The organism is Methylobacterium sp. DB0501, assembly GCF_011043735.1.
Taxonomy (GTDB): Bacteria; Pseudomonadota; Alphaproteobacteria; order Rhizobiales; family Beijerinckiaceae; genus Methylobacterium; species Methylobacterium alsaeris.
Map to the genome: position 1 here is coordinate 294227 of NZ_JAAKGV010000001.1, position 24115 is coordinate 318341.

Genomic DNA, 24115 nt, shown 5'->3' on the forward strand with positions numbered 1-24115 from the left:
GATGTCGCGTGCCGTAGGGCGACGCCAAGCGTAGCCGTTGATGTAGATCCTTGCCGTGACCGTGAAAACTTTCCGGGGGCGCGCCGCCGTGGCGGCGGCCCTGTCGATGACCTGTGCGCTTCCCGGCATTGGCCTGAAGCCGCAGGCGGCGGCGGCTCAGGCCGCGGCCGACGTCTCGCCGGAGATCCAGCTCGACGAGATCTCGGTCGCCGGCAGCGGCGGCGGCAACCCCTTGAAGACCGAAGGGTATCTCGCCCGCACCACGGTCAGCGCGACCCGCACCGACACGCCGCTGCGCGAGGTGCCCCAGACCGTCGTGCCGGTGCCGCGGCAGGTGCTGGAGGATGCGGCGGCGACGCGGATCGATACCGCCCTGGATCTGGCCGGCGTCGGCCGTGCGAACAATTTCGGCGGCCTCGGCCTCACCGAGTTCACCATCCGGGGCTTCGCCACCGGCGAGTATTACCGCAACGGCTTCCCGATCAACCGCGGCTACCCGAACTCGCCCGACATCGTGTCGATCGAGCGGATCGAGGTGCTGAAAGGCCCCTCGGCCTTCCTGTACGGCCGCGGCGATCCGGGCGGCACCTTCAACATCGTGACGAAGCAGCCGAGTGCCGAGCGTTCCTTCGCGATCGGCACGCAATTCGGCAGCGACAACGCCAAGCGCAGCACCTTCGACGCCACCGGCGCTCTCGACGAGGGCGGCACGGTGCTCGCCCGCCTCACCGGCGCGGTCGAGGACAACGGCAGCTTTCGCGATTTCGTCCACGGCGACCGCTACTACCTCGCCCCCGTCATCGCCTGGAAGCCGAATGCCGACACCACGGTGACGCTGGAGGGCGAGTTCATCAGCGGCAGCCAGATCTTCGATCGCGGCATCCTGCCGTTGCGCGGCGACCTGCGGGCGGTGCCGCGCAGCCGCTACATCGGCGAACCGGGGCTGCCGCCGTTCCGCAATGACAACGCGCTCGGCCAGTTGCGCGTCGAGCATCGGCTCAACTCCGACTGGGTCATCAATGCAGGCGCGCAGCTACTGGCCGGCAACCTCGCCGGACAGGCGGTCCAGGCCACCGGGACCGTCGCGAACAATGGCGTGTTCTCACGCACCTACGACCGGCGCGAGCTGACCTGGTCGGACCTCGATCTACAGATCAACCTCGCTGGCAAGTTCGAGACCGGCGCCTTCCGCCACACCCTGCTCGTCGGCCTCGAGCGCGACTCCCTACGCTACCGCGAGGCCATCCCCCTCATCTCGAACCCCACCATCAATCCCTTCGCCCTCAACCTGCTGGCGCCGGTCTACGGCCAGCCGCTTCCCGTCCCCACGCGGCTGTTCAGCAATTTCCTGCAGAACACCACCAGCTATGCCGGCTACGTCCAGGACCAGATCGACCTGACGCCGAAGCTCCACGCCCTCGTCGGCGTGCGCGTCGAGGACATCGCCCTCGATACGGTGAACTACATCAACGGTACGACCACGCGGCAGCGGGGAAATGCGGCGACGCCGCGCATCGGCCTCGTCTACGACGTGACCGAGATCGCCTCGATCTTCGGCAACTACTCGCAGTCGTTCCGGCCCAATGCCGGCACCGACCGCACCGGCCGGCCCTTCCCGTTCCAGCAGGCCGAGAGTGTCGAGACCGGGGTCAAGCTGAGCCTCCTCGATGGGCGGTTGGATGCCACCGCCGCCTTCTTCGACATCCGGCGCACCAATCAGCTCGTCACCGATCCGGTCGACACGAACTTCCAGGCCGCAGCCGGGGCGGCGCGGAGCCGCGGCTTCGACATGAGCGTGGCGGGCTTCCTCGCCCCGGGCTGGCGGGTGATCGGCACCTACGCCTTCGTCGATGCCGCGCTCACCAAGGCCACCACCGCCCCGGTCGGCGCCCGGCTCGCCAACATCCCGCAGAACAGTTTCGCGGTTCAGAGCGTCTACGAGTTCCAGGACGGGCCCTTGCGCGGCCTCGGGCTCGGCGGCGGCATCACCTATGTCGGGTCGCGCTTCGCCGGCGAGACCCGGCCGACCTTCAAGCTGCCGGAATACACGCTCGCCAACCTGATCTCGTACTACCGGATCACGCCCGACGTGCGGGTGTACCTCAACGTCGACAACCTGTTCGACGAGCGCTACTTCGACCGCTCGTGGCAGAACCGCTACGCGACGCCGGGCCTGCCGCGCACGATCATGGGCGGTGTCGCGGCCCGGTTCTGAGGCTGACGCCTGGAAGGGGCTCGGGCATAAGGCGGGGATGACCACGGTCCACGACTTCGCCCCCGCCACCCCGGACGGCACCCCTCACCCGCTGGCGCAGTACCGGGACAAGGTGCTGCTCGTCGTCAACACCGCCTCGGCCTGCGGCTTCACCCCGCAATATGCCGGGCTCGAGGAGCTGTGGCGCCGCCACCGCGACGCCGGCCTCGTGGTCCTGGGCTTTCCCTGCAACCAGTTCGGTGCCCAGGAGCCCGGCGACGCCGCCGAGATCGCCCGGTTCTGCACGCTGACATACGACGTCACCTTCCCGCTGCTGGCCAAGGTCGAGGTGAACGGGGCGCGGGCCGAGCCGCTTTTTTCCCACCTGAAGCAGGAAAAGCCGGGGCTTCTCGGCACCCGGGCGATAAAGTGGAACTTCACCAAGTTCCTGGTCGGCCGCGACGGCCGGGTGGTCGGGCGCTTCGCCCCGCGGGTGAAGCCGGAGGCGCTGGAGAAAGCGGTGGTGGAGGCGCTGGCGGAGACGGCGTGAGGCCATCATCCGGCCAAAATGGCCGAGCTAGACCTATGGCGTGACGAGGTCCCGTCGCCCCGGAAGTCCGCCCATGTCCCTGTCCCGCCGCACCCTGCTCGCCGCCTCCCTGGCGGCCGTTCCCGCCCTCGCCACCGGGGCCCTCGCGCAGCAGGACGGCCAGTGGCGGGCGGTGACCGGCGACAACGGCCAGCCGATCCCCAACACCCGCCTGCCGGGCGAGCTCGCCTCGGAGATCGGCCGGTTGCGCGGCGTGACCTGGCTCGGGCCGCGGGAGGCCTCGGTCACGCTTTACGAGTTCTTCGACTACAATTGCCCGTGGTGCCGGGCGGCGGCGCGCGACCTCGACGACCTCGTCAAGGCCAATCCGGACCTGCGCATCGGCCTCGTCAACAACCCGATCCTGTCGGTGCAGTCGGCCCAAGCCGCCAAGGTGGCGCTGGCGGTGCAGCGCGCCGGCGGCTCGCCGGCGACCGCGGCGCTCTATGCCGCGCTCCTCGGGCCCGGCACGTCGGGCCGGATCGACGGGCCGCGCGCCCTGGAGGCGGCCGCCCGCCTCGGCCACGACCGGGCGGGCATCGAGCGGGCGGCGGATTCCGACGAGGTGCGCGAGGCCCTCACGGCGCAGATGCGGCTCGCCGCCAATCTCGGCCTGCACGCCACCCCGTCCTACGTCGTCGGCACCTCGGCGCTGCTCGGCTATCCGGGTCCCAAGAGCCTCGGCCGGGTCCTCGCCAACGTGGCCGAGTGCGACGAGATCGCCTGCGCGAGCTGACCGCAAGCCACACCGCAAGTCCCTCCGCAAGTCGCCAGCCCGTCACCGGACGGACATCGTTCGGAAACCGCGGCGAAATTTTCGCGTGTCGGCCTGCCCGGGCGGATCCGGGGAGCGGAGCCCGCATCCCGGCGCAATCCGACCATCGTCGAAGGGGCGGTGCCGGATGCCGCCCGACCGGATTAAACTCAGGGCCCGCCTCGCGATTGGCGCGCGCTCGCGCTCGCCTTGCGCCCCCCGAAAACCCATGCTAGGCCGGCGCCGCGCCGGGGGAGGGGGCTGTCTTCTCGCGCCGGAGCCTTTCCCATCATCGACGGGCCGCGCGCCACCGCCGCTCATTTCCAGACCGGCGCGATCGGCCGGACCCGTCGGGCCAGGACATGAAGAGAGAGCGCTGGTGGCTCAGAACGCATCGGAATCGGGTTCTCCCCTGGCGGGCGTCGCCGGGCGGTACGCCTCGGCGTTGTTCGAGCTCGCGCGCGACGAGCGGGCCGTCGACGCGGTGGCCGAGGGGCTCGACCGGTTCGACGCCCTGCTGACCGAGAGCGCCGACCTGCGGCGCCTCGTGCGCAGCCCGGCCTTCTCGGCCGAGGACCAGGTCAAGGCGATCGAGGCGGTGCTGGCCAAGGCCGGCATCGGGGGCCTCGCCGGCAACTTCATCCGCCTGTCGGCCGCCAACCGTCGCCTGTTCGCCCTGCCGGACATGATCCGCGGCTACCGCGAGCTGGTGCGCGAGTCGAAGGGCATCGTCCGCGCCGAGGTGCGGCTCGCCGAGCAGCCCTCCGACGCGGTGCTCCAGGACATCAAGGCGTCCCTCAAGGACGTCGCGAAGGCCGAGATCGACCTCGACCTGCGCATCGACCCGAGCCTGATCGGCGGCATCGTCGTCAAGCTCGGCAGCCGCATGGTCGACGCCTCCTTGCGCACCAAGCTCAACAGCATCCGCCTGGCGATGCAGGGCGCCCGCTAAGGGCTCCGACGCACCCGCCGCTTCCAGAACAACGCCCGACACGAACGAACGAGGGAAGGTCCAGATGGACATCCGTGCCGCCGAGATCTCCGCCATCCTGAAGGAGCAGATCAAGAACTTCGGCCAGGAGGCCGAGGTCACCGAGGTCGGTCAGGTCCTGTCGGTCGGCGACGGCATCGCCCGCGTCTACGGCCTCGACAACGTCCAGGCCGGCGAGATGGTCGAGTTCGAGTCGGGCGTGCGCGGCATGGCCCTGAACCTCGAGCAGGACAATGTCGGCGTCGTGATCTTCGGCTCCGACCGCGAGATCAAGGAAGGCCAGACCGTCAAGCGCACCGGCGCCATCGTGGACGTGCCGGTCGGCAAGGGCCTGCTCGGCCGCGTCGTCGACGCCCTCGGCAACCCGATCGACGGCAAGGGCCCGATCGTCGCCGAGAAGCGCAGCCGGGTCGACGTGAAGGCCCCGGGCATCATCCCGCGCAAGTCGGTGCACGAGCCGATGGCGACCGGCCTCAAGGCGATCGACGCCCTGATCCCGATCGGCCGCGGCCAGCGCGAGCTGATCATCGGCGACCGCCAGACCGGCAAGACGGCGGTAGCCCTCGACACCATCCTGAACCAGAAGCCGGCCCATGCCGGCACCGACGAGAAGGCCAAGCTGTACTGCGTCTACGTCGCGGTCGGCCAGAAGCGCTCCACCGTCGCCCAGTTCGTGAAGGTGCTCGAGGATAACGGCGCCCTCGAATACTCGATCGTCATCGCGGCCACCGCCTCGGACGCCGCCCCGATGCAGTTCCTGGCGCCCTTCGCCGGCTGCGCCATGGGCGAGTATTTCCGCGACAACGGCATGCATGCCGTGATCGTGTACGACGACCTGTCGAAGCAGGCCGTGGCCTACCGCCAGATGTCGCTGCTGCTGCGCCGCCCGCCGGGCCGCGAGGCGTATCCGGGCGACGTGTTCTACCTGCATTCCCGCCTGCTCGAGCGCGCCGCCAAGATGGGCGACGCCGCCGGCAACGGCTCGCTGACCGCGCTGCCGGTCATCGAGACCCAGGCCAACGACGTCTCGGCCTACATCCCGACCAACGTGATCTCGATCACCGACGGCCAGATCTTCCTCGAGACCGACCTGTTCTACCAGGGCGTGCGCCCGGCGGTGAACGTCGGCCTCTCGGTGTCGCGCGTCGGCTCCGCCGCCCAGACCAAGGCGATGAAGTCGGTCGCCGGCAAGATCAAGGGCGAGCTGGCGCAGTACCGCGAGATGGCGGCCTTCGCGCAGTTCGGTTCGGACCTCGACGCCTCGACCCAGAAGCTGCTCAACCGCGGCGCCCGCCTGACTGAGCTCCTGAAGCAGCCGCAATTCTCGCCGCTGAAGATGGAAGAGCAGGTCGCGGTGATCTATGCCGGCGTGAACGGCTACCTCGACGCGATCCCCGTGAACCGGGTCCGCGCCTTCGAGGACGGCCTGCTCTCGACCCTGCGCACCAAGCACGCCGACCTGCTCGACGCGATCCGCTCCTCCAAGGAGCTGTCGGCCGACAGCGGCGCCAAGCTGAAGGGCGTGGTCGAGTCCTTCGCCAAGTCCTTCCAGTAAGCCCCCGGCTCGACACCAAAGGACCCTCCGATGGCGAGTCTGAAGGACCTGCGCAATCGCATCACCTCGGTGAAGGCGACCCAGAAGATCACCAAGGCGATGCAGATGGTCGCCGCCGCCAAGCTGCGCCGGGCGCAGATGGCGGCGGAGAGCGCCCGGCCCTACGCCGAGCGCATGGCGCAGGTGCTCGGCAACCTCGCCGCCAACCTGACCCCCGGGGCGGAGACGCCCCGGCTGCTCTCCGGCACCGGCCAGGACCACACCCACCTGCTCGTCGTCTGCACGGCGGAGCGCGGCCTGTGCGGCGCGTTCAACTCCTCGATCTCGCGGCTGGCCCGTGACCATGCCCGGCGCCTCATGGCGCAGGGCAAGACGGTCAAGATCATCTGCGTCGGCAAGAAGGGCTACGACGTCCTGCGTCGCGAGTTCCGTGACCAGATCGTCGAGCTGATCGAGCTGCGCGGCGTGCGCCAGCTCGGCTTCGAGAACGCGGAAGGCATCGCCCGCAACCTGCTCGGCCGCTACGACGCGGGCGAGTTCGACATCGCCACCCTGTTCTACTCGCGCTTCCGCTCGGTGATCGCCCAGATCCCGACCGCGCAGCAGATCATCCCGGCCGAGATCGCCCCGACCGAGGCCGCCTCCGGCGCCTCGGCCGACGCGGTCTACGAGTACGAGCCGGGCGAGGGCGAGATCCTGGCGGCTTTGCTGCCGCGGAACCTCACCGTCCAGATCCTCCGGGCGCTCCTGGAAAACGCCGCCTCCGAGCAGGGCGCGCGCATGGGTGCCATGGACAGCGCCACGCGCAACGCCGGCGAGATGATCAAGAAGCAGACCTTGATCTACAACCGGACGCGCCAGGCGATGATCACCAAGGAGCTGATCGAGATCATCTCGGGCGCCGAGGCGCTCTGACCGCACGCAATCAGGGATTAGCATCATGGCGAACACTGCCACCCCCGGCGCCGGCTCGAACAAGGTCGGCCACATCACCCAGGTCATCGGCGCGGTCGTCGACGTGAAGTTCGAAGGCCACCTGCCCGAGATCCTGAACGCCCTCGAGACCAAGAACAACGGCAACCGCCTCGTCCTCGAGGTCGCCATGCAGCTCGGCGAGAACACCGTGCGCTGCATCGCCATGGACACCTCCGAGGGCCTGGTCCGCGGCCAGGAGGTCTCCGACACCGGCTCGCCGATCCGCGTGCCCGTCGGCGCCAACACGCTCGGCCGCATCATGAACGTCATCGGCGAGCCGATCGACGAGGCCGGCGAGATCAAGACCGAGTCGCTCCGCGCCATCCACCAGCCGGCCCCGTCCTACGCCGAGCAGTCGACCGAGGCGCAGATCCTCGTCACCGGCATCAAGGTGGTGGACCTGCTGGCGCCCTACGCCAAGGGCGGCAAGATCGGCCTGTTCGGCGGCGCCGGCGTCGGCAAGACCGTGCTCATCATGGAGCTCATCAACAACATCGCGAAGGCCCACTCGGGCTACTCGGTGTTCGCGGGCGTCGGTGAGCGCACCCGCGAAGGCAACGATCTCTACCACGAGATGATCGAGTCCAAGGTGAACATGGACCCCAAGGAGCACGGCTCCGCGGAAGGCTCCAAGTGCGCCCTGGTCTACGGCCAGATGAACGAGCCCCCGGGCGCCCGCGCCCGTGTGGCGCTCACCGGCCTGACCGTCGCGGAGCATTTCCGCGATGAGGGCCAGGACGTGCTGTTCTTCGTCGACAACATCTTCCGCTTCACGCAGGCAGGATCGGAAGTGTCGGCGCTGCTCGGCCGCATCCCCTCGGCGGTGGGCTACCAGCCGACGCTCGCCACCGACATGGGCGCGCTGCAAGAGCGCATCACCACCACCACCAAGGGCTCGATCACCTCGGTGCAGGCGATCTACGTGCCGGCCGACGACCTGACCGACCCGGCGCCCGCCACCTCGTTCGCCCACCTCGACGCCACGACCGTGCTGTCGCGCTCGATCGCCGAGAAGGGCATCTACCCGGCGGTGGACCCGCTCGACTCGACCTCGCGCATGCTGTCGCCGGCGATCCTCGGCGAGGAGCACTACACCGTAGCCCGCCGCGTCCAGCAGGTGCTGCAGCGCTACAAGGCGCTCCAGGACATCATCGCGATCCTGGGCATGGACGAGCTGTCCGAGGAGGACAAGCTCACCGTCGCCCGCGCCCGCAAGATCGAGCGCTTCCTGAGCCAGCCGTTCCACGTCGCCGAGATCTTCACCGGCTCGCCGGGCAAGCTCGTGGCGCTCGAGGACACCATCAAGGGCTTCAAGGGCCTGGTGGACGGCGAGTACGACAACCTCCCCGAGGCCGCCTTCTACATGGTCGGCTCGATCGAGGAGGCCAAGGAGAAGGCCCAGCGCCTCGCCGCCGCGGCCTGATCGGCAGCGCCATGACGGGCCCGGCCGCGAGGCCGGGCCCTTTCGCGCAAAGCCCCTTCTTGCGTCTGCCGAAACCGGAAACGACCTGACCCCATGGCCACCTTCCAGTTCGACCTCGTCGGCCCCGAGCGGATCCTGTATTCCGGCGCGGTCGATGCCGTGCAGCTGCCGGGCTCCGAGGGCGAGATGACGGTGCTGCCCGGGCACGCGCCCGTGCTCACCACCCTCAAGACCGGCATGCTGGTCATCACCGAGAGCCCGCAGCACGGCAAGCGGGTGCTGGTGCGCGGGGGCTTCGCCGAGATCAACGCCACCTCCCTGACGGTGATCGCCGAGCGTGCGACCCCGCTCGAGGAGCTGACGCCCGCGATCATCGATGCCGACATCGCGGCGGCGGAACTCCTCTACGACGCCACCGACGATTACGACCGCAAGCTCGAGATCGAAGGCCAGATCGCGCAGCTGCGCGAGGCCAAGGTGGCGCTGAGCTTCTGATCGCCGTTCACGCGGACAACGAACTGTTCGTCGGGGAGGGGCGGCGGGGCCGAGATGGCTCCGCCGCCCCTCTTCGCGTTCACGGCTGGACGGCGGCGGTCGCCACGGCGAGCGGCGCGAGGCGGATCCACGGAACCCGGCCGGGCTCGAACGCGTCGCGGGCCGCCCGTCGCCAGAGCGGCGGGGCGTGGTCGCCGACGAGCAGGATCTCGGTGCCCGGATGGGCGAGGGCGAGCCGCGCCACCGCCGCGAACACGTCCTGCCAGGTCTCCACCATGGCGCAGACCTCCGGGTCGGCGAAGGGGCTGTCGGCCTGCCCGCAATGCTGCCGCGGCGTCGCCCGGCCCCGCGGCACCGGTACGTGCGAGTTCAGGGTGAGCCAGTAGACGAAGGACGGCTCCGCCGCCGCCAGTTCGGCGTCGATCACCTGCGCCAGGTCTGTGTCGCAGAGGCCCCGGAAGGGGCCGCCGCAGCGTCGCGCGAAGCGGGGCGCCAGAGTCTCTCCGAACAGGCTGCGCCGGAAGCCTGCCAGCGGGTACCACTCCGCACGGGCGTAGAAGCCGGAATGGAACCCGTGCACCGCGACCGTCCGGTAGCCGCGATCGGCGAACCGCTCCGGCAGGCAGGCCGGACTCTCCGCGGTGAGGACTTGGTACGACGCATGGGTGCGGCAGAGCTCGCGCATCTCGCCGGATGCGGTAGCGCCGAAGAACGTGCTGGTGCCGGTCGTGACCGCGTAGAGCTTGCGCAGGACCGGGTCCTCGAACGGCGCGGTCAGGAGCGCGCGGCGGTCCGGATCGCGCAGGACGCCCAGGCTCTCGACCATCACCATGAGGGCGCGCCGCGGCGGCCGCGCCTGGTCGGGCAGCGCGTCGAACCCGGACCCCGTGGCGGCGGATTCGAACGGCCGGCCGACGCTCGCCAGGGAGCCCAACTCGTAGCTGGGCGAGCCGTTGACCGCGACGTCGCCGAGGAGGGCGAGCGCGGTGGCCGCCGCGAAGACCGGGCGGCTGCCCCGGCGCATCGCCGGCCCGGCCCGCACCAGGAACGTCAGGTAGGCGGCCGCGAAGGCCACCGCGGCGACCGCGCCGGCGGCATAGGCGGGCGTGCCGAGGAGATTCGTCAGCAGGCCGGCATCGACCAGGGGCAGCAGCGTCTCGAGATCGAGGAAGAACGTGCGGCCGATCGCCAGCAGGAGGTCGAGCACCACCGCTCCCGCACCGAGCAGCGCGAGGACCCGGCCCGGGATCCGCCCGGCCAGCAGGGCGAGGGCGGCGTAGAGCGCGATGGCGCCCGTCCGGGACGGCACGCCGGCGACCAGGCCGGCCGTCAGCGCGAGCGCGTTCGGCAGGACGAGGCCGCCCGCGAGCAGCACGAGGCTCGCCCGATCCGGCACGAGGCCCGCCGGCCCGCGTCGCACCCGCCGCAGGATCTTTCCGAGGTTCACCGTGGCACAGCGCGGGAGCATGACGGAGTCGTACCCAACTCCAACGGTAAGGCAATCCTCCAGGCCGATGACAACGAGCTCTAACTGCGAGAGCCCGAGCGATCATCGTGAAGAGAATTTGTTCTTATCTTTCGATCGGTAGCCATTGTCTGGTGCGCAACGATCTGTCGGGGCGAGATCGGTAGAGTCCGTCCGGCGGCATCGACCCGGCAGGCGTCGGTTCGTCGCGAGCCACCGCCTTCTCCCCGGATGACGGAGACGCCGTCCGCAGGAATCCATTCGGGACGCGTCTCACCGGCCCGCGACGGTGGAGCTTTGCTCCGCATGCTTGCGCGAAGCTGGTTTCCGCATCGCTCGGCATCGCGCGACAATCGCCGAGCGATCAGGCCGGTTGCCGGACGAAACGACGTGGGCGGGGATCCGGGACAGGGCGGGGCTTGCCGGGCACCCGTCGATGCCCGGGGGGCGGGCCGGGCCGGTCACGCCTCGTCGCGCAGCACCCGCCGGATGATCTTGCCCGTGGTTGTGAGCGGCAGGTTCGCCCGGAAGGCGATCTCGCGCGGGTATTCGTGGGCGGAGAGCTGCGTGCGCACGAAGGCCTGGATCTCGGCGGCCAGCGCCTCGGAGGCTTTGTGCCCGGGGCGCAGGACCACGAACGCCTTGACGATCTCGGTGCGCACCGGGTCGGGCTTGCCGACCGCCGCGGCGAGCGCCACGGCCGGGTGGCGCAGCAGGCAATCCTCGATCTCGCCGGGGCCGATCCGGTAGCCCGACGAGGTGATGACGTCGTCGTCGCGCCCGACGAAATGGACGTAGCCGTCCCCGTCCATCCGGCCCTGGTCGCCGGTGGTCATCCAGTCGCCCGAGCCTTCATCGCTCAGGAACTTGCGCGTCGTCGCCTCGGGATCGTTCCAGTAGCGCAGGAACATCACCGGATCGGGCCGGGCGATGGCGATCTGGCCGGTCTCGTCGGGGGCGGCAGGGCTGCCGTCGGGTCGGATCACCGCGACCCGGTGGCCCGGCACCGGGCGCCCGGTCGAGCCCGCCCGCGCCACCCCGAGCGCGGCACAGGAGGCCAGGACCAGATTGCACTCGGTCTGGCCGTAGGCCTCGTTGACGGTCAGCCCGAGCGAGCTCTTCGCCCAGTGGAAGGTCTCCGGCCCCAGCATCTCGCCGGCCGAGGCCAGGGTGCGAAGGCGGCGCAGGTCGAAGCGCCCGCGCGGATCCTCGACCGTGCGCAGCATCCTGAGCGCCGTCGGCGGCACGAAGGCGTTGGCGACCGAGAGGTCGGCCATCAGCCGGAAGGCTTCCTCGGGATCGAACTTCTCCGCCTTGCGCGCCACCACGGCGACGCCGTGATGCAGGCTCGGCAGCAGCGCGTTGAGGAGGCCGCCGGCCCAGGCCCAGTCGGCCGGGGTCCACATCCGGTCGCCGGCCTTCGGCATGAACTCGTGCATCATGCAGAAGCCCGGCAGGTGGCCGAGCAGCACCCGGTGGCCGTGCAGCGCGCCCTTCGGCGGGCCGGTGGTGCCGGAGGTGTAGATCATCAGGGCTGGGTCGTCGGCCCCGGTATCGACCGGGATGAAATGGTCTGAGGCCGCCGCCAGGAGGTCGGTATAGCCGAGCGCGCCGTCGGCCGCCCCGTCGGTCGAGACGACGAAAGCGAGGTCGGGCAGCGCGTCCCGCAAGGGGCCGAGCTTGGCGACGCCGCCGGCATGGGTCACGACCGCCTTGGCGCCGGCATCGCCGAGGCGGTGGAGCAGGGCCTCCGGACCGAACACCACGGCGAGCGGCAGGGCGATCGCGCCGAGCTTGTAGACCGCGAGATGGGCCACCACCACGGCGGGGGATTGCGGCAGCAGCACCGCCACCCGGTCGCCGGCCCGCACGCCGTGGGCCCGCAACGCGTTGGCGAAGCGATTCGAGGCCTCGCGGAGGGCGGCGAAGCTCCAGGCCTCGATGCGGCCGGTCGCGGCGATGTCGAGGATCGCCGGGCGCTCCGGATCGGCCGCGGCCCAGCGGTCGCAGACGTCGACCGCGATGTTGTAGCGCTCCGGGATCCGCCAGCGGAACCCGGAGCGCCAAGCGTCGTAGGAGGTCGGGCTCACGCCTCGCGCGGCGGGAATCCGCCCTCGAACGTGAAGTCGGACAGCGGGTGGCGGCCGTTCGGGGTCTCGCGGGCGCGGGTCTCGTCCGGCAGGGTCGCGGGATCCGCCTTGCGGCCGACCGCGAAGGCGGCCTCGACCCGGTGGTGGGGCGGCAGGTTCAGCGCGGCCGGCGCCCGCTCGTGGTCGAAGCCGGTCATGCCGTGGGCGTGCCAGCCCATCCTCACCGCCTGGAGCTGGAACAGGGCCGAGGCCGTGCCGGTATCGAAGGAGGCGCTGTAGGAGGGCTTCAGCCCGTCGGGGGTCTTCATCATGCCGTTCGAGGCCAGGAACACCAGCGCCCCGGCCTTCTTCACCCAGCCCTGGTTGAACGGCACCAGGAGCCCGAACAGCGTCTCCCAGGCGGGGGTGTCGCGCAAGCCGTAGACGAAGCGCCAGGGCTGCGAGTTGTAGCCCGAGGGAGCCCAGCGCGCCGCCTCGATCATCGTCATCAGGTCGGCCTGCGGCACGGCCTCGCCGGTGAAGGCGCGGGGCGACCAGCGCTCGAGGAACTGTGCGTCGATCGGATGGTCGGCGGTACGGGAATTGGCGGACGTGGTCACGGGCGGACGGTCTCCGGGGATGTGGCGCCGTCCTGCCAGCAAGCGCGGCGGTTGTCACGGGGCTCGGGCCCCCGGGCGGAGCTGACCCGCGGAAACCTCATACCCCCGCCGGTGTTGTCTTCGACACGAGCGACACGCCGCGACGGGAGAAACTTATGGCCAAGATGGATCAGGCGCGGCCCTCGCTGCGCGACTTCGACCCCTATACCGACCGCAACGGGCAGGACATGGGGCAGGACTCGCCCCTCGATGTCGGCGTGCCGTCGCGGACGCAAGGAGACCTGGACCACGATCCGATGGGCCAGGCCCGCGACGCCCGGGTGGCCTCGGATTTCAACCGCCGCGACGCGATCGGCGCCACCGACGGCAGCCAGGCGACCGAGGACGAGACCCCGCCGGAGAATCTGCGCCGGATCAGCGACCCCTCGACCGGCGGTCCCGCCACGCAGGATCCCGCCGCCCGGGAGGCGATCGACCGGGCGACGGCGGCCGTCGGCAAGGACGAGGGGGAGTGAGGCCATGACGCGCAAGCCCGACGACGCGGTGGGCAGCCGGGGCGAGCCGGCGGTCGGCGGCGGTCACCAGACCCCCGAGCAGGAGGCGATCACCCGCCAGGAGGGCGGCGGCCGCGACGAGGCCGAACTGAAGCGGGAATGGTCCTCGGCCGGCACCCCCGGCCGGCCGCCGGTCTCGGTCGGCGGCAGCTCCGGCGGCCATTCCGACCAAGTCGCCGCGCAAGGTCCCGGCGAAGGGAAGAAGGTGGCGGACGGCGAGTACCGGACCGAGAAGGCCCAGGGCAAGACCGACTGATAGGAGCGCTGCATGACGGACGATCAGGACGAGCGGAGCGGCAAGCACGACGATAAAATCACCGCCGACGATCTGAAGGGCGTCGCCGCGGTGCCGAAGGACGGCGACGGCAAGGACAACAAGTCCGGCGCCCATGCCGGGGACCGGCAGGGCGACGAGGTCGATCCCGGGACGGGCTGAGAGGCGGCATGGGCGCCGCGGGCGCTCCGGCGGCTTCGGCCGTCTTCATGTCCCTCCCGGTCGTGCCGGGCTCCGCTATGACCGGGAGGGAGGCATTTCCAGCAGAGCCCATCGAACAAGCCCCGGAAGCGGCATGGGAGAAGCCCGCATGACCCCATCACCCGATCGATCGATCGTCCGGCGCGACACGCCGCGGGCCGACCTCGTCGCCTTCGAGATCAAGGACAAGATCACGCGCGAGGACATCGAGTGGATGTCGTCGATCACCGACGCGGCCATGAAGGCGCACGGCAAGATCGACCTGCTGCTCATCATGTCGAACTACGAGGGCTCGGAGCTGGGCGCCCGGTTCGACGGCTACGCCAACGGGGTCATGGCGCGCTCGGTCGCGCATATCCGGCACTACGTCGTGGTCGGCGCGCCGCTCTTCGCCCGCGCGATGATCACGCTGTCGGGCGCGATCCTGCCGGTCGAGACCAAGACCTTCGACCTCGCCGACGAGGCGGCCGCCTGGGCCTATCTCGCCGAGGCCGGTCCGGCGGCGGGCTGACGGCGCGGGCCGCCTGACGTATCCCGCTCGGCGCATCCGGAGCCGGGATGCGGTCGCAGGGCGAGGTGAGCATGGATTGGGGAGCGGCAGCCTACCGGGCGCGCCGGCTGGTCGGGGTTCGAAAGCGGATGGTCCCGGAGCACCTGTCCCTCGCGCTGGTTGACGCCTTCGCCGAGCGCCACACCCTGACCGCGGCCGAGATGCGGCAGCACGGATCGGCCGAGACCGTCGCCACCATTCTCCGCCTCGTGACGACGGCCGTCCACGGCAGGGGGCATGTCCCGGCGGTCAACGGGTGGTACCGGCGGGAGGAGAACGGGACGGGCTACGTCATCGATCCGGGCTTCGCCATCGCCTGGAGGGCGGCGCGGGCCTGCGACGTGCCGCTGTCACGGGCTTGAGGCTGCGCGCAATCCCGCGGCGGGCCGAGATGCGACCCGCGGCCCGGCACCGCGTTGTCCGGCAGGCTGACGGTCAGCCTTTCAGAGGACGACGATGACGAAGCTCTTCATCGCAAGGGTGCGTGGATCGGCCGGGGAGCGCCCGCTCGTCACGGTGCGCGCCGCGGCCGAGGGCGAAGCGAGGCTGTTCCTCGAGGCGGCCTATCCGGAGGACGAGGTGGTCGAGGTCGCCGAGCCCGGCGACTGGGTGAGCACCTCCGATACCGGCACGAAGGCCGGCGACGTGCGCGAGCATCCCGGCGTCGCCTGGCAGGCGCCGACGACGGGTCCTGGCTGAGCCCGCGTCCCGGGGACCTCGCGGGCTTGAGCGCCGGCCCGCCCCCCGGCATAGGGGCGGCATGTCAGCCCTCTCCGACGTCCCCCGCCTCATCCCCCGCCCGCACCAGGTCGAGGCGATCCGGGCCATCCTGGCGGCGCGGGCGGCGGGGCGGCCCGGCTTCCTCCTCGGCGACATGACCGGGCTCGGCAAGACCTTGTCGGTCTGGGGTGCGGTCGCGGCGATGCCCGAGCGGGCGGTGCTGATCGTCTGCCCCAAGGGGGCGATGCCGCAATGGCGCCGCACGATCCGGGATTCGGCGCTGGCGGACAAGGACGTGACGCTCCTCAACTACGAGCGCACCAAGTCCCTGCTCGCCCTGCCGGCGGCGAGCGGCCGCCGCTCGGTGCGGGCGAAGAACAACGAACTCGCCAAGCTCGGGCAGCCGAAGCGGGTCTGGCCGATCGTGGTGTTCGACGAGGCGCACCGCCTGCGCAACCCGAACTCGCAGCAGGGCCAGGCCTGCCGGCGGATGGCCGAGGCCGCCGCGTTCACGATCTACGCCAGCGCCACCGCCGGCCAAGCGCCGCACGAATTGTCCTATCTCGGCGCGCTGCTCGGCGACGCCGTCGGCCGCCCGGTCGAGACCCCGGCCGATTTCCGCGCCCTGATGCAGCACCTGAAGATCGGCCGGGTCAAGGGGCGCTGGCAGAACTGGTCGTGGGAGCCGAACGCCCGCGACCAGGCGGTGATGGCCGACCTGCTCTATCGCGGCGACAGGGCGATCGGGCTGCGGCGGCGGCCCGCCGACATCGCCGGCTGGCCGGAGGTGCAGCGGGAGCTGGCCCCCACCGCCCTCGATGCGCCGGCCAAACGCCTCTACGACGCGACCTGGCGCGAGTTCCGCCGCGAATGGGGCCTGACCGGCGGCTCGAACCGCCGCGCCGCCGGCTGGGCGGCGGATCTGCGCTTTCGCCAGAAGGCGAGCCTGATCCGCGTCGCCGGCACGCTCGACCTCGCCGAGGACCTCCTGGCGACCGGCGAGCAGGTCGCGGTCTCGGTGGCGTTCCTCGAGACCGGCGCGGCCCTGGTCCAGGCCTTCACCGGCCGCGGCTGGCGCGCCGGCACCATCGACGGGACGCAGAATGCGGAGGCCAACGAGGCGGTGCGGGTCGCCTTCCAGCGCGGCGACCTCGACGCGGTGGTGTTCACCGTCACCGAATCGATCTCGCTCCACCGCAACGAGTTGCCCGGCGGCGGGCGACCGCGCAGCCTGATCGTCCACGACATGCGCCACAGCGCGATCCAGCTCAGCCAGATCGAGGGCCGCTGTCACCGCGACGGCGAGCGCGCCGCGATCCTGTTCGCCTATGCGGAGGGCACCGTCGAGGAGCGGGTGGCCGCGACCGTGATCGCCCGCATGGCCGGGATGGACAGGATGGCCGGCGAGGATACCTCCCTCCTCGACGCCATCGGGCGGATTATCGATGGTGAGGCGGAGTAGGGAGGCAACCGATGGTCACGCGAGGGTTCACGGGGCGCCGTCCGCCGCGGCCGGAGGCCGAGCGCCTGCCGCCGGGCCAGTACCTGACCGAGGATTTCCCGGTGCTGCAGCTCGGGCCGACACCGAAGATCGACCTCGCGCGCTGGCGCTTCACCCTGCGGGAGGGATCGAAGCCCCTGAAGAGCTGGAGCTGGACCGAGTTCGAGGCCCTGCCGCGCACCCGCTGGAAGGGCGACATCCACTGCGTCACCAAGTGGTCGAAGTTCGACACCGCCTGGGAGGGCGTGACCATCGACGACCTCATGGCCGCGGCCGGGATCGAGGCCCCGACCCCCTACCTCCTCGCCGAGGGCTACGACGACTACACCACCAACGTGCCGGTGGCCGACCTCGCCGGGGGCAAGGCCATGGTGGCAACCCGCTACGCCGGTGCGCCGATCCCGCCCGACCATGGCGGTCCCGCCCGCCTCCTGGTGCCGCACCTCTATTTCTGGAAGAGCGCCAAGTGGGTGAAGGGGCTGCGGTTCACCCAGAAGGACGAGGCCGGGTTCTGGGAGCTGCGCGGCTACCATATGTACGGCGATCCGTGGCGCGAGCAGCGGTTCACCGGTGATTGAGCGATCGTTCGGCGTGACCGGCTCCTCTCTTCCCGCCTCGACCTCATCCTGAGATGCCCACGCCGTTGACCTGGCAGGACGCCACGATCACCGCCGCCGTGCCCGAGACGCCGCGCGTGCGCCGGCTCACCCTGGCGGTCGGCTGGCCCGCGCCGTTCCGGGCCGGCCAGCACGTCGACGTGCGGTTGACCGCGCCGGACGGCTACCAGGCCCAGCGCAGCTACTCCATCGCCTCCTCGCCGACGACGCCGGAGACCATCGACCTCCTGATCGAGCGCCTCGACGACGGCGAGGTCTCGGGGTTCTTCGCCGACGTGGCCGAGCCCGGCGACGCGATCGAGCTGCGCGGGCCGATCGGCGGCGCCTTCGTGTGGGATCCGCGGATGGGCGGGCCGCTGCTCCTCGTCGCCGGCGGCTCCGGAGTGGTGCCGCTGCTCAGCATGCTGCGCCACCGGGCGGAGGCCGCACCCGGGGTCCCGGCGCTGCTGCTCTATTCCGCCCGCACGGCCGAGGACGTGATCGCCCGCGACGAGCTGCTGCGCCGGGACGCCGAGGAGCCGGGATTCCGCCTGATGCTGGCCCTCACCCAGGGCCCAAGCGGTCGCCGGATCGATGCCGGCCGGATCGCCGGGGCGCTCGCCGCCCTCGGGATGCCGGCCCACACCTTCGTGTGCGGGGGAAACCCGTTCGTCTCGGCGATCTCCGACCTCCTGGTCGAGGCCGGATTGCCCGCCCGCACGATCCGCACCGAGCGCTTTGGAGGATGACCCCAGCGATGCCCGAGATCACCGGCCATACCCGCGTCTTCGCGATCCTCGCCGACCCGATCGCCCAGGTGAAGGCGCCCCAGGGGCTCAACCGCATCATGGCCGAGCGCGGGGTCGACGGGGTGATGGTGCCGCTCCACGTCGCGGCGGCCGACCTCGCGACGGTGCTGGCCGGCCTGCGGGCGGTGCGGAGCTTCGGCGGCGCCATCGTCACGGTGCCGCACAAGACCGCGATCGTGCCGCTCCTCGACGGCATCAGCGACGCGGCGCGGCTGGTCGGCGCCGTCAACGCCGTGCGGCGCGAGCCCGACGGCCGCCTCGTCGGTGAGATCCTGGACGGGGCCGGCTTCGTCGCGGGATTGAGGGCGGCGGGCCACGACGTGCGAGGCCGCAGCGCCTACCTCGCCGGGGCGGGCGGCGCGGCGAACGCCATCGCCTTCGCGCTGGCCGAGGCCGGGGTGGCCCGGCTCACCGTGCACAACCGCACGGCCGCGCGGGTGGAGGACCTGTTCTCGCGCCTGCGCCGCCTGGCCCCCGACCTGCCGCTCGCCGCAGGCGGTCCCGATCCGGCGGGGCACGACCTCGTGGTCAACGCCACCTCGCTGGGTCTGCGGCCCGACGATCCCCTGCCCCTCGATCCCGCCGGGCTCGCGCCGGATCAGCTCGTGGCCGAGATCATCATGCAGCCGGCCGAGACCGCGCTGCTCCGGCACGCGGCGGCGCGGGGCTGCCGCACCCATCCGGGCCTGCCGATGCTGGACGGGCAGCTCGCCCTGATGGCGGATTTCTTGCGGATGCGGCCCTGACCCGCGCCCGCCCTACAGGCCCAGCCGCATGGCGGTGCGCAACGGTGCCATCACGCCGTAGCCGAGGCCGGGATTCCAGCTCGACGGGCCGCGGCGGCGGGCGTCGGTGCGCAGGGCCACGGTGAGATCGCGGGGGCCGAGGGCGGCGTGCGGCACCCGGGTCCGCAAGGCGGCGACGCAGCCGGCGGCGACCGGGCAGGCGGCGGCGGTCCCGGGATCGGGCGCGCCGGGCCCAAGTGCCTCCGAGCCGAGGAAGCCGGCATAGCTCGCGAGGTCCGGCTTGGCGTAGACCATGCCGGGGATGCCGGGCCCCTGGGCGGCCTCGCCGGTCCGCCGTCCCCGCACCGTCACCCCGGTCACCGTGATGACGTCCGGATGGGCGCTGGCCCCGACGATGGCCGGGCGGGAGGCGCCTTGGCCGCGCGGGCCGGGCCGGGCCGGAAGCGCGTTGCCGGCCGCGAACAGGATGTCGACGCCGTAGCGGCTGAGCGCCCCGACGATCAGGTTGAAGGGGTGGCCGGGATTGTCGACGTAGCGGCCGGGATGGCCGGCCGGGAAGTCCGCCTCCGGCTCGGCCAGGCCCCAGGAATTGGTGACGACGAGCGCCTTGAAGCGCGGCCTGTCCGCCCGCATGGCGGCGAGCAGCCGCGCATAGGCCTGGAGCGCGTCGCTGAGGAGGCCGCTCCGCCCGGGATACGGGATCGGCCAGGGTGGCCCGGAAAACCGAGGACCGGAGGACGCCGCCGCGGATGAGGGCAGGATCGGCGAGGGCAGGATGGGAAAGTCGAGCAGCGTCGCCCGCGGGGCGGCGATGAGGGCGGCGTAGGCGCTCATCGTACCGGGACCGACCGGGTGCAGGCCCGGCCCTTCCGGCAGGGGCGGCCAGGTGAGGGCGGCGTCCAGCTCCGCCTCGATGCCCCGGGCTTCGAGATGCGCGAGGTTGATCCCGGTATCGACCACCGCGACGGCGACGCCGGCCCCGTCGAGCCGGCGTGCGGACAGGCCGGGCACGCCGAGCCGGAGTTCCACCTCCGCCCGGGTGCCGGAGGCGGCGGCGCCCGTCGTCCGTGCGACCTGTGCGAGTGCGACATGAGCGAATGCGACGTGGGCGATCGGCGGATCGGAGAAGATCGCCGCGCCCTCGGTCGTCAGCGTCGGGATCTCGGCATCGCCGTCGATCGTCGCCCGGACGGCGTAGTGCGAACCGCCATCGGCCCGCGAGACCGAGAACGGCGACGGGGAATGAATGTCGCCGAGCGGAATCGCAGAAAAGCTCGTGTCGATCACCGCTCGCGCCGGGATCCCGGTCAGACGGCGACCGATCCGGCTGTTATTGCTCAGCCTCATCATGGCGGAGTCGTGCAGGGCTTCCTGCGTCGGCAGTACGAGAATCACACGCCGCTCGGCCATCGACGAATCCGCCTGAAATCTATCCAATGGCTTATCGTATTTTTACTAGGATGCAAGTATTTTCCGTTGCGTGATGTGGGTGCTTTCGCGCGGATCTTCGATGACCGCCGGCGGGCGGCCAGCACGGCGAGACGCATCTTCTCATCCCGGATGGATCGGGCCGCAGGGCTGCGGCGACGATGCCCCGCGCCCCGCGCGGGCTTGACCCCGGCTGTCATCCGGGCGAGGCCGGCACCACCATGCTGCTTGTCGTCTCCTTTGCCGCGCGACCCACCGGAGGACGCCGATGACCCTTCCGGCCACCCCCATCCCGCCGGGCGACCTGATCGCCCGCCTCGGGCAGCGCCTCGGCCCCGCCGGCCTCCTCACCGACGAGGCCGACATGGCGCCCTTCGCGATCGACTGGCGGCGGCTCTTTCCGGGCCGGCCGGCCTGCGTGGTGCGGCCGTCGAGCACCGCCGAGGTGGCCGACGTGGTGCGGCTGTGCGCCGAGGCCGGGGCCGCCCTGGTGCCGCAGGGCGGCAATACCGGGCTCGCCGGCGGCGCGGTGCCGGACGGCTCGGGCCGGGAGGTGGTGCTGTCGCTCGCCCGCATGACCGCGATCCGGGGGATCGACCCGGTCGGCCTGACACTGACCGCCGAGGCCGGCTGCGTCCTCAAGCTGGCGCAGGATGCCGCCGAGGCCACCGGGCGGCTCCTGCCGGTGAGCTTCGCGGCCGAGGGCTCGGCGCTGGTCGGCGGCGTGATCGCCACCAATGCGGGCGGGATCAACGTGGTGCGCTACGGCATGACCCGCGGGCTCGTCCTCGGCCTCGAAGTGGTGCTCGCCGACGGCAGCGTCGTCGACGGCCTGCGGGCGCTCCGCAAGGACAATGCCGGCTACGACTGGAAGCAGCTCTTCATCGGCACCGAAGGGACGCTCGGCATCGTCACGGCGGCGGTGTTGCGCCTCGTGCCCAGGCCGCGCCACAGCGCGACGGCCCTCCTCGCCGTGCCCGATCCCGCGGCGGCCCTGCGGCTGTTCACCCTGGCGCAGGAGGAGATCGGCGACAGCATCCAGGCCTTCGAGCTGATCTCCGGCACCTCGCTCGGACTCGTCGAGACGCATGCGGGCCTCAAGAGCCCCGTGGGGGCGGCCGGCTGGACCGTGCTGATCGAGGCGGCCTCCTCGCTCTCCGGCCTGCGCGAGGCGATGGAGGGCGTGCTCGGCACCGCGCTCGAGCGCGAGGACGCCACCGACGGGGTGCTGGCCGAATCCGGCCGCCAGGCCGCCGATCTCTGGGCCCTGCGCGAGCACGTGACCGAGTGCGAGGCCCGCGCCGGCAAGAGCGTCAAGCACGACGTCTCGGTGCCGATCACCGCGATCCCGGCCTTCCTCGACGAGGCCGCCCGGGTGCTGGCGGCGGGCGCCCCCGGCACCTGCGTCAACGCCTTCGGCCACATGGGCGATGGCAACATCCACTACAACGTCCTGATCGGGCCGGACCATTCCTCCGAGGCGATCAACGGCCTCGTCCACGGCGTGGTAGACCGCTACGGCGGCAGCATCTCGGCCGAGCACGGCATCGGCCAGTACCGCGTCGCCGAACTCGCCCGCCACCGCCACCCGGACGAGATGGCGCTGGCGCGGCGGATCAAGGCGGCGCTGGATCCGGACGGGGTGTTGAATCCGGGAAAAGTGCTGGCGCGAGGGTAGGAGGGACGCGCACCAAAAAACGCTCCCCCCTTCTGCGGGGGAGGGTGCCCCACGGCGGGTGCGAAGCACTCGTGCTGGGGCGGGAGAGGGCAACCAGGCTTCCGGATGAAGCGGACCGTTCCGGAGGGCTTCCCCCGGATCAACGTCGCGCTGCCCCCTCCCGGCCCCTGCCGACGCAGGGACCATCCGCCGGCAGAAGGGGGAGGGCGACGGAGCGGACCCGATAACGACAAGAATGCACCCGAGGGAGGACCATGGACGCGTTCGACTTCGTCATCGTCGGCGGCGGCACGGCGGGCTGCGTGCTGGCGAACCGCCTGAGCGAGAGCGGCCGCCACAGCGTGCTGCTGCTCGAAGCGGGCGGGGAAGGAAAAGGGTTCTGGGTCGGCATCCCGGCGGGGTTCCCGAAGCTCCTCACCGGCGAGGCGTTCAACTGGCGCTTCGCCACCGAGCCGGAGCCCAACACCCACGACCGCACCATCGTGGTGCCGCGCGGCAAGGGGCTCGGCGGCTCGACGCTGATCAACGGCATGATCTTCGTGCGCGGCCAGCCTCAGGATTTCGACACCTGGGCCCAGGCCGGCAACCGCGGCTGGTCCTGGGACGAGGTGCTGCCGTACTTTCGCAAGCTCGAGCATTTCGAGGGCGGCGACCCGCATTTGCGCGGCCGCAACGGCCCCCTCCACGTCACCCGGGTCGGGGTCAGGAACCCCCTCGCCGACGCCTTCATCCGCGCCGGGACCGAGGCCGGCTACCCTGAGAACCCCGACTACAACGGCGCCTCGCAGGACGGTTTCGGCTACTACCAGGCCAACCAGCGCACCGGCCGGCGCTGGAGCGCCCGGGACGCCTACCTGCAGCCGGCCCGGGGCCGCCCCAACCTCACGGTGCGCACGAACGCCCACGTCCTGCGCCTCGACTGCGACGGCCATCGGGTGACCGGCGTCACCTATCGGCGCCAAGGTCAAGGTCAACGCGAAGGGCGCGAGGAGCGGGTGAGCGCCCGCGCCGAGGTGATCCTGGCCGCCGGCGCCGTGCAGTCGCCGCACCTCCTCGAACTCTCCGGCATCGGCCGGCCGGAGGTGCTGGCGGCGGCCGGGATCCCGGTCCGCCACGCCCTGCCGGGGGTCGGCGAGAACTATCGCGATCACTATGCCACCCGGATGAACTGGCGCGTGACGGTGCCGGTGACCCTCAACGAGCTGACCCGCGGCTGGCGCCTCGGCCTCGCGGTCGGGCAATATTTCCTGACCCGCCGGGGCATCCTGACCCTCGGCACCGGCCTCGCCCACGGCTTCGTGCGCACGAGGCCGGAACTCGCCGGCCCCGACGTGCAGTACTTCTTCATGCATGCGAGCTACGCCAACGCCGCCGACCGCACCCTCGATCGCGAGCCCGGCATGACGATCGGCGTGACGCAACTGCGGCCGGAGTCCCGCGGCACCATCCACGCGACGTCCGCCGATCCGAGACGTCCCCCGGCGATCCGCCCGAACTTCCTCAGCGCCCGCACCGACCGGGAATCCCTGATCGCCGGCATGCGCATCGCCCGGCGGGTGATCGCGCAAGCGGCCATGGATCCCTACCGCGCCCGCGAGCTCAATCCCGGCGACGGGGTGCAGACGGACGACGAGTGGCTCGACTTCGCCCGCCGCAACGGCCAGACCATCTACCACCCGGTCGGCACCTGCAGCATGGGACAGGGCCCGGAGGCGGTGGTGGACGAGCGCCTGCGGGTGCGCGGCCTCGACGGCCTGCGGGTGATCGACGCCAGCGTGATGCCGACCGAGGTCTCGGCCAACACCCAGGCCGCCGTGATGATGATCGCCGAGAAGGGCGCCGACCTGGTGAAGGCCGACCGGCGCTGAGCGGACATCCGCCTCGACTCGGGATCGGAGGAGACCCCGCGGCCTCGCCCCCGCGACGGC

24 protein-coding genes are annotated in these 24115 nt (G+C 71.4%); 20 read left to right on the forward strand and 4 right to left on the reverse strand.

Features of this window, described 5'->3' with window-relative positions:
- The first annotated feature begins 106 nt into the window (after positions 1 to 106).
- The 8 genes from G4G93_RS01355 to atpC all read left to right on the forward strand — a co-directional run bounded on the left by G4G93_RS01355 (position 107) and on the right by atpC (position 8976).
- A complete protein-coding gene (locus G4G93_RS01355; RefSeq protein ID WP_165081320.1) occupies positions 107 to 2215 on the forward strand; it encodes a TonB-dependent siderophore receptor in 2109 nt (702 codons plus the stop codon).
- 37 nt (positions 2216 to 2252) lie between these two features.
- Positions 2253 to 2744 carry a glutathione peroxidase gene (locus tag G4G93_RS01360; RefSeq protein ID WP_165080526.1) on the forward strand — a complete coding sequence of 164 codons (492 nt, stop codon included), beginning with the start codon at positions 2253 to 2255 and terminating at the stop codon, positions 2742 to 2744.
- 73 nt (positions 2745 to 2817) lie between these two features.
- A complete protein-coding gene (locus G4G93_RS01365) occupies positions 2818 to 3519 on the forward strand; it encodes a DsbA family protein (protein ID WP_165080529.1) in 702 nt (233 codons plus the stop codon).
- Positions 3520 to 3916: 397 nt separating this feature from the next.
- Entirely contained in the window at positions 3917 to 4489 is a 573-nt protein-coding gene (locus G4G93_RS01370) for a F0F1 ATP synthase subunit delta (protein ID WP_165080531.1), read from the forward strand.
- Between the two features lie 64 nt (positions 4490 to 4553).
- Entirely contained in the window at positions 4554 to 6083 is a 1530-nt protein-coding gene (gene atpA, locus G4G93_RS01375; protein ID WP_165080533.1) for a F0F1 ATP synthase subunit alpha, read from the forward strand.
- 30 nt (positions 6084 to 6113) lie between these two features.
- A complete protein-coding gene (locus tag G4G93_RS01380) occupies positions 6114 to 6998 on the forward strand; it encodes a F0F1 ATP synthase subunit gamma (protein WP_165080535.1) in 885 nt (294 codons plus the stop codon).
- Positions 6999 to 7023: 25 nt separating this feature from the next.
- Positions 7024 to 8481 carry a F0F1 ATP synthase subunit beta gene (atpD, locus tag G4G93_RS01385; RefSeq protein ID WP_165080537.1) on the forward strand — a complete coding sequence of 486 codons (1458 nt, stop codon included), beginning with the start codon at positions 7024 to 7026 and terminating at the stop codon, positions 8479 to 8481.
- 93 nt (positions 8482 to 8574) lie between these two features.
- Positions 8575 to 8976 (forward strand): ATP synthase F1 subunit epsilon, encoded by a 402-nt coding sequence (gene atpC / locus G4G93_RS01390; RefSeq protein ID WP_048451079.1) that lies wholly within the window; start codon positions 8575 to 8577, stop codon positions 8974 to 8976.
- A 79-nt stretch (positions 8977 to 9055) separates the two neighbouring features.
- Here atpC and G4G93_RS01395 read toward each other — a convergent pair whose 3' ends face one another.
- The 3 genes from G4G93_RS01395 to G4G93_RS01405 all read right to left on the reverse strand — a co-directional run bounded on the left by G4G93_RS01395 (position 9056) and on the right by G4G93_RS01405 (position 13130).
- Positions 9056 to 10444 carry a sulfatase-like hydrolase/transferase gene (locus tag G4G93_RS01395; protein ID WP_165080539.1) on the reverse strand — a complete coding sequence of 463 codons (1389 nt, stop codon included), beginning with the start codon at positions 10442 to 10444 and terminating at the stop codon, positions 9056 to 9058.
- Positions 10445 to 10902: 458 nt separating this feature from the next.
- Positions 10903 to 12531 carry an AMP-binding protein gene (locus G4G93_RS01400; protein WP_165080541.1) on the reverse strand — a complete coding sequence of 543 codons (1629 nt, stop codon included), beginning with the start codon at positions 12529 to 12531 and terminating at the stop codon, positions 10903 to 10905.
- On the reverse strand, positions 12528 to 13130 hold the full coding sequence (locus G4G93_RS01405; protein ID WP_165080543.1) for a nitroreductase family protein: 603 nt from the start codon (positions 13128 to 13130) through the stop codon (positions 12528 to 12530). The genes G4G93_RS01400 and G4G93_RS01405 overlap by 4 nt, the downstream gene beginning before the upstream one ends.
- A gap of 155 nt (positions 13131 to 13285) precedes the next feature.
- Between G4G93_RS01405 and G4G93_RS01410 the strand changes: the two genes are divergently transcribed.
- The 10 genes from G4G93_RS01410 (at position 13286) to G4G93_RS01455 (ending at position 19081) form a co-directional block, all read left to right on the forward strand.
- Positions 13286 to 13645 carry a hypothetical protein gene (locus G4G93_RS01410; protein WP_165080545.1) on the forward strand — a complete coding sequence of 120 codons (360 nt, stop codon included), beginning with the start codon at positions 13286 to 13288 and terminating at the stop codon, positions 13643 to 13645.
- A 4-nt stretch (positions 13646 to 13649) separates the two neighbouring features.
- Positions 13650 to 13940 (forward strand): hypothetical protein, encoded by a 291-nt coding sequence (locus tag G4G93_RS01415; protein WP_165080547.1) that lies wholly within the window; start codon positions 13650 to 13652, stop codon positions 13938 to 13940.
- A gap of 12 nt (positions 13941 to 13952) precedes the next feature.
- Positions 13953 to 14120 (forward strand): hypothetical protein, encoded by a 168-nt coding sequence (locus tag G4G93_RS01420; RefSeq protein ID WP_165080549.1) that lies wholly within the window; start codon positions 13953 to 13955, stop codon positions 14118 to 14120.
- 148 nt (positions 14121 to 14268) lie between these two features.
- The gene (locus G4G93_RS01425) at positions 14269 to 14670 is read left to right on the forward strand and encodes an STAS/SEC14 domain-containing protein (protein ID WP_165080551.1); all 402 of its coding nucleotides are present in this window, start codon (positions 14269 to 14271) and stop codon (positions 14668 to 14670) included.
- A 71-nt stretch (positions 14671 to 14741) separates the two neighbouring features.
- Positions 14742 to 15071 carry a hypothetical protein gene (locus G4G93_RS01430; RefSeq protein ID WP_165080554.1) on the forward strand — a complete coding sequence of 110 codons (330 nt, stop codon included), beginning with the start codon at positions 14742 to 14744 and terminating at the stop codon, positions 15069 to 15071.
- Positions 15072 to 15165: 94 nt separating this feature from the next.
- Positions 15166 to 15408, forward strand: coding sequence for a hypothetical protein (locus G4G93_RS01435; RefSeq protein WP_165080556.1), 243 nt, complete (start codon positions 15166 to 15168; stop codon positions 15406 to 15408).
- A gap of 61 nt (positions 15409 to 15469) precedes the next feature.
- Positions 15470 to 16891: an SNF2-related protein gene (locus tag G4G93_RS01440; protein ID WP_165080558.1), complete on the forward strand. Its 1422-nt coding sequence runs from the start codon at positions 15470 to 15472 to the stop codon at positions 16889 to 16891.
- Positions 16892 to 16902: 11 nt separating this feature from the next.
- Positions 16903 to 17508, forward strand: a complete 606-nt coding sequence (locus tag G4G93_RS01445) for a sulfite oxidase-like oxidoreductase (protein ID WP_165080560.1) — start codon at positions 16903 to 16905, stop codon at positions 17506 to 17508.
- A gap of 53 nt (positions 17509 to 17561) precedes the next feature.
- Positions 17562 to 18275: a ferredoxin reductase gene (locus G4G93_RS01450; protein ID WP_165080562.1), complete on the forward strand. Its 714-nt coding sequence runs from the start codon at positions 17562 to 17564 to the stop codon at positions 18273 to 18275.
- Between the two features lie 8 nt (positions 18276 to 18283).
- Complete coding sequence (locus G4G93_RS01455; protein ID WP_165080564.1) at positions 18284 to 19081, forward strand: shikimate dehydrogenase; 798 nt, start codon at positions 18284 to 18286, stop codon at positions 19079 to 19081.
- Positions 19082 to 19093: 12 nt separating this feature from the next.
- Here G4G93_RS01455 and G4G93_RS01460 read toward each other — a convergent pair whose 3' ends face one another.
- Positions 19094 to 20428: a S8/S53 family peptidase gene (locus tag G4G93_RS01460; RefSeq protein WP_165080566.1), complete on the reverse strand. Its 1335-nt coding sequence runs from the start codon at positions 20426 to 20428 to the stop codon at positions 19094 to 19096.
- 349 nt (positions 20429 to 20777) lie between these two features.
- Between G4G93_RS01460 and G4G93_RS01465 the strand changes: the two genes are divergently transcribed.
- Both G4G93_RS01465 and G4G93_RS01470 read left to right on the forward strand, forming a co-directional pair.
- Positions 20778 to 22187, forward strand: a complete 1410-nt coding sequence (locus G4G93_RS01465) for an FAD-binding oxidoreductase (RefSeq protein ID WP_165080568.1) — start codon at positions 20778 to 20780, stop codon at positions 22185 to 22187.
- A gap of 254 nt (positions 22188 to 22441) precedes the next feature.
- Positions 22442 to 24055, forward strand: coding sequence for a GMC family oxidoreductase (locus tag G4G93_RS01470; RefSeq protein ID WP_165080570.1), 1614 nt, complete (start codon positions 22442 to 22444; stop codon positions 24053 to 24055).
- Positions 24056 to 24115: the final 60 nt, after the last annotated feature.

Coding starts and splice junctions, on each gene's coding strand:
- G4G93_RS01355 (WP_165081320.1), top strand. CDS start 107: ATGACCTGTGCGCTTCCCGGCATTGGCCTGAAGCCGCAGGCGGCGGCG.
- G4G93_RS01360 (WP_165080526.1), top strand. CDS start 2,253: ATGACCACGGTCCACGACTTCGCCCCCGCCACCCCGGACGGCACCCCT.
- G4G93_RS01365 (WP_165080529.1), top strand. CDS start 2,818: ATGTCCCTGTCCCGCCGCACCCTGCTCGCCGCCTCCCTGGCGGCCGTT.
- atpA (WP_165080533.1), top strand. CDS start 4,554: ATGGACATCCGTGCCGCCGAGATCTCCGCCATCCTGAAGGAGCAGATC.
- G4G93_RS01380 (WP_165080535.1), top strand. CDS start 6,114: ATGGCGAGTCTGAAGGACCTGCGCAATCGCATCACCTCGGTGAAGGCG.
- atpD (WP_165080537.1), top strand. CDS start 7,024: ATGGCGAACACTGCCACCCCCGGCGCCGGCTCGAACAAGGTCGGCCAC.
- atpC (WP_048451079.1), top strand. CDS start 8,575: ATGGCCACCTTCCAGTTCGACCTCGTCGGCCCCGAGCGGATCCTGTAT.
- G4G93_RS01395 (WP_165080539.1), bottom strand. CDS start 10,444: ATGCTCCCGCGCTGTGCCACGGTGAACCTCGGAAAGATCCTGCGGCGG.
- G4G93_RS01410 (WP_165080545.1), top strand. CDS start 13,286: ATGGCCAAGATGGATCAGGCGCGGCCCTCGCTGCGCGACTTCGACCCC.
- G4G93_RS01415 (WP_165080547.1), top strand. CDS start 13,650: ATGACGCGCAAGCCCGACGACGCGGTGGGCAGCCGGGGCGAGCCGGCG.
- G4G93_RS01420 (WP_165080549.1), top strand. CDS start 13,953: ATGACGGACGATCAGGACGAGCGGAGCGGCAAGCACGACGATAAAATC.
- G4G93_RS01425 (WP_165080551.1), top strand. CDS start 14,269: ATGACCCCATCACCCGATCGATCGATCGTCCGGCGCGACACGCCGCGG.
- G4G93_RS01430 (WP_165080554.1), top strand. CDS start 14,742: ATGGATTGGGGAGCGGCAGCCTACCGGGCGCGCCGGCTGGTCGGGGTT.
- G4G93_RS01435 (WP_165080556.1), top strand. CDS start 15,166: ATGACGAAGCTCTTCATCGCAAGGGTGCGTGGATCGGCCGGGGAGCGC.
- G4G93_RS01440 (WP_165080558.1), top strand. CDS start 15,470: ATGTCAGCCCTCTCCGACGTCCCCCGCCTCATCCCCCGCCCGCACCAG.
- G4G93_RS01445 (WP_165080560.1), top strand. CDS start 16,903: ATGGTCACGCGAGGGTTCACGGGGCGCCGTCCGCCGCGGCCGGAGGCC.
- G4G93_RS01450 (WP_165080562.1), top strand. CDS start 17,562: ATGCCCACGCCGTTGACCTGGCAGGACGCCACGATCACCGCCGCCGTG.
- G4G93_RS01455 (WP_165080564.1), top strand. CDS start 18,284: ATGCCCGAGATCACCGGCCATACCCGCGTCTTCGCGATCCTCGCCGAC.
- G4G93_RS01460 (WP_165080566.1), bottom strand. CDS start 20,428: ATGAGGCTGAGCAATAACAGCCGGATCGGTCGCCGTCTGACCGGGATC.
- G4G93_RS01465 (WP_165080568.1), top strand. CDS start 20,778: ATGACCCTTCCGGCCACCCCCATCCCGCCGGGCGACCTGATCGCCCGC.
- G4G93_RS01470 (WP_165080570.1), top strand. CDS start 22,442: ATGGACGCGTTCGACTTCGTCATCGTCGGCGGCGGCACGGCGGGCTGC.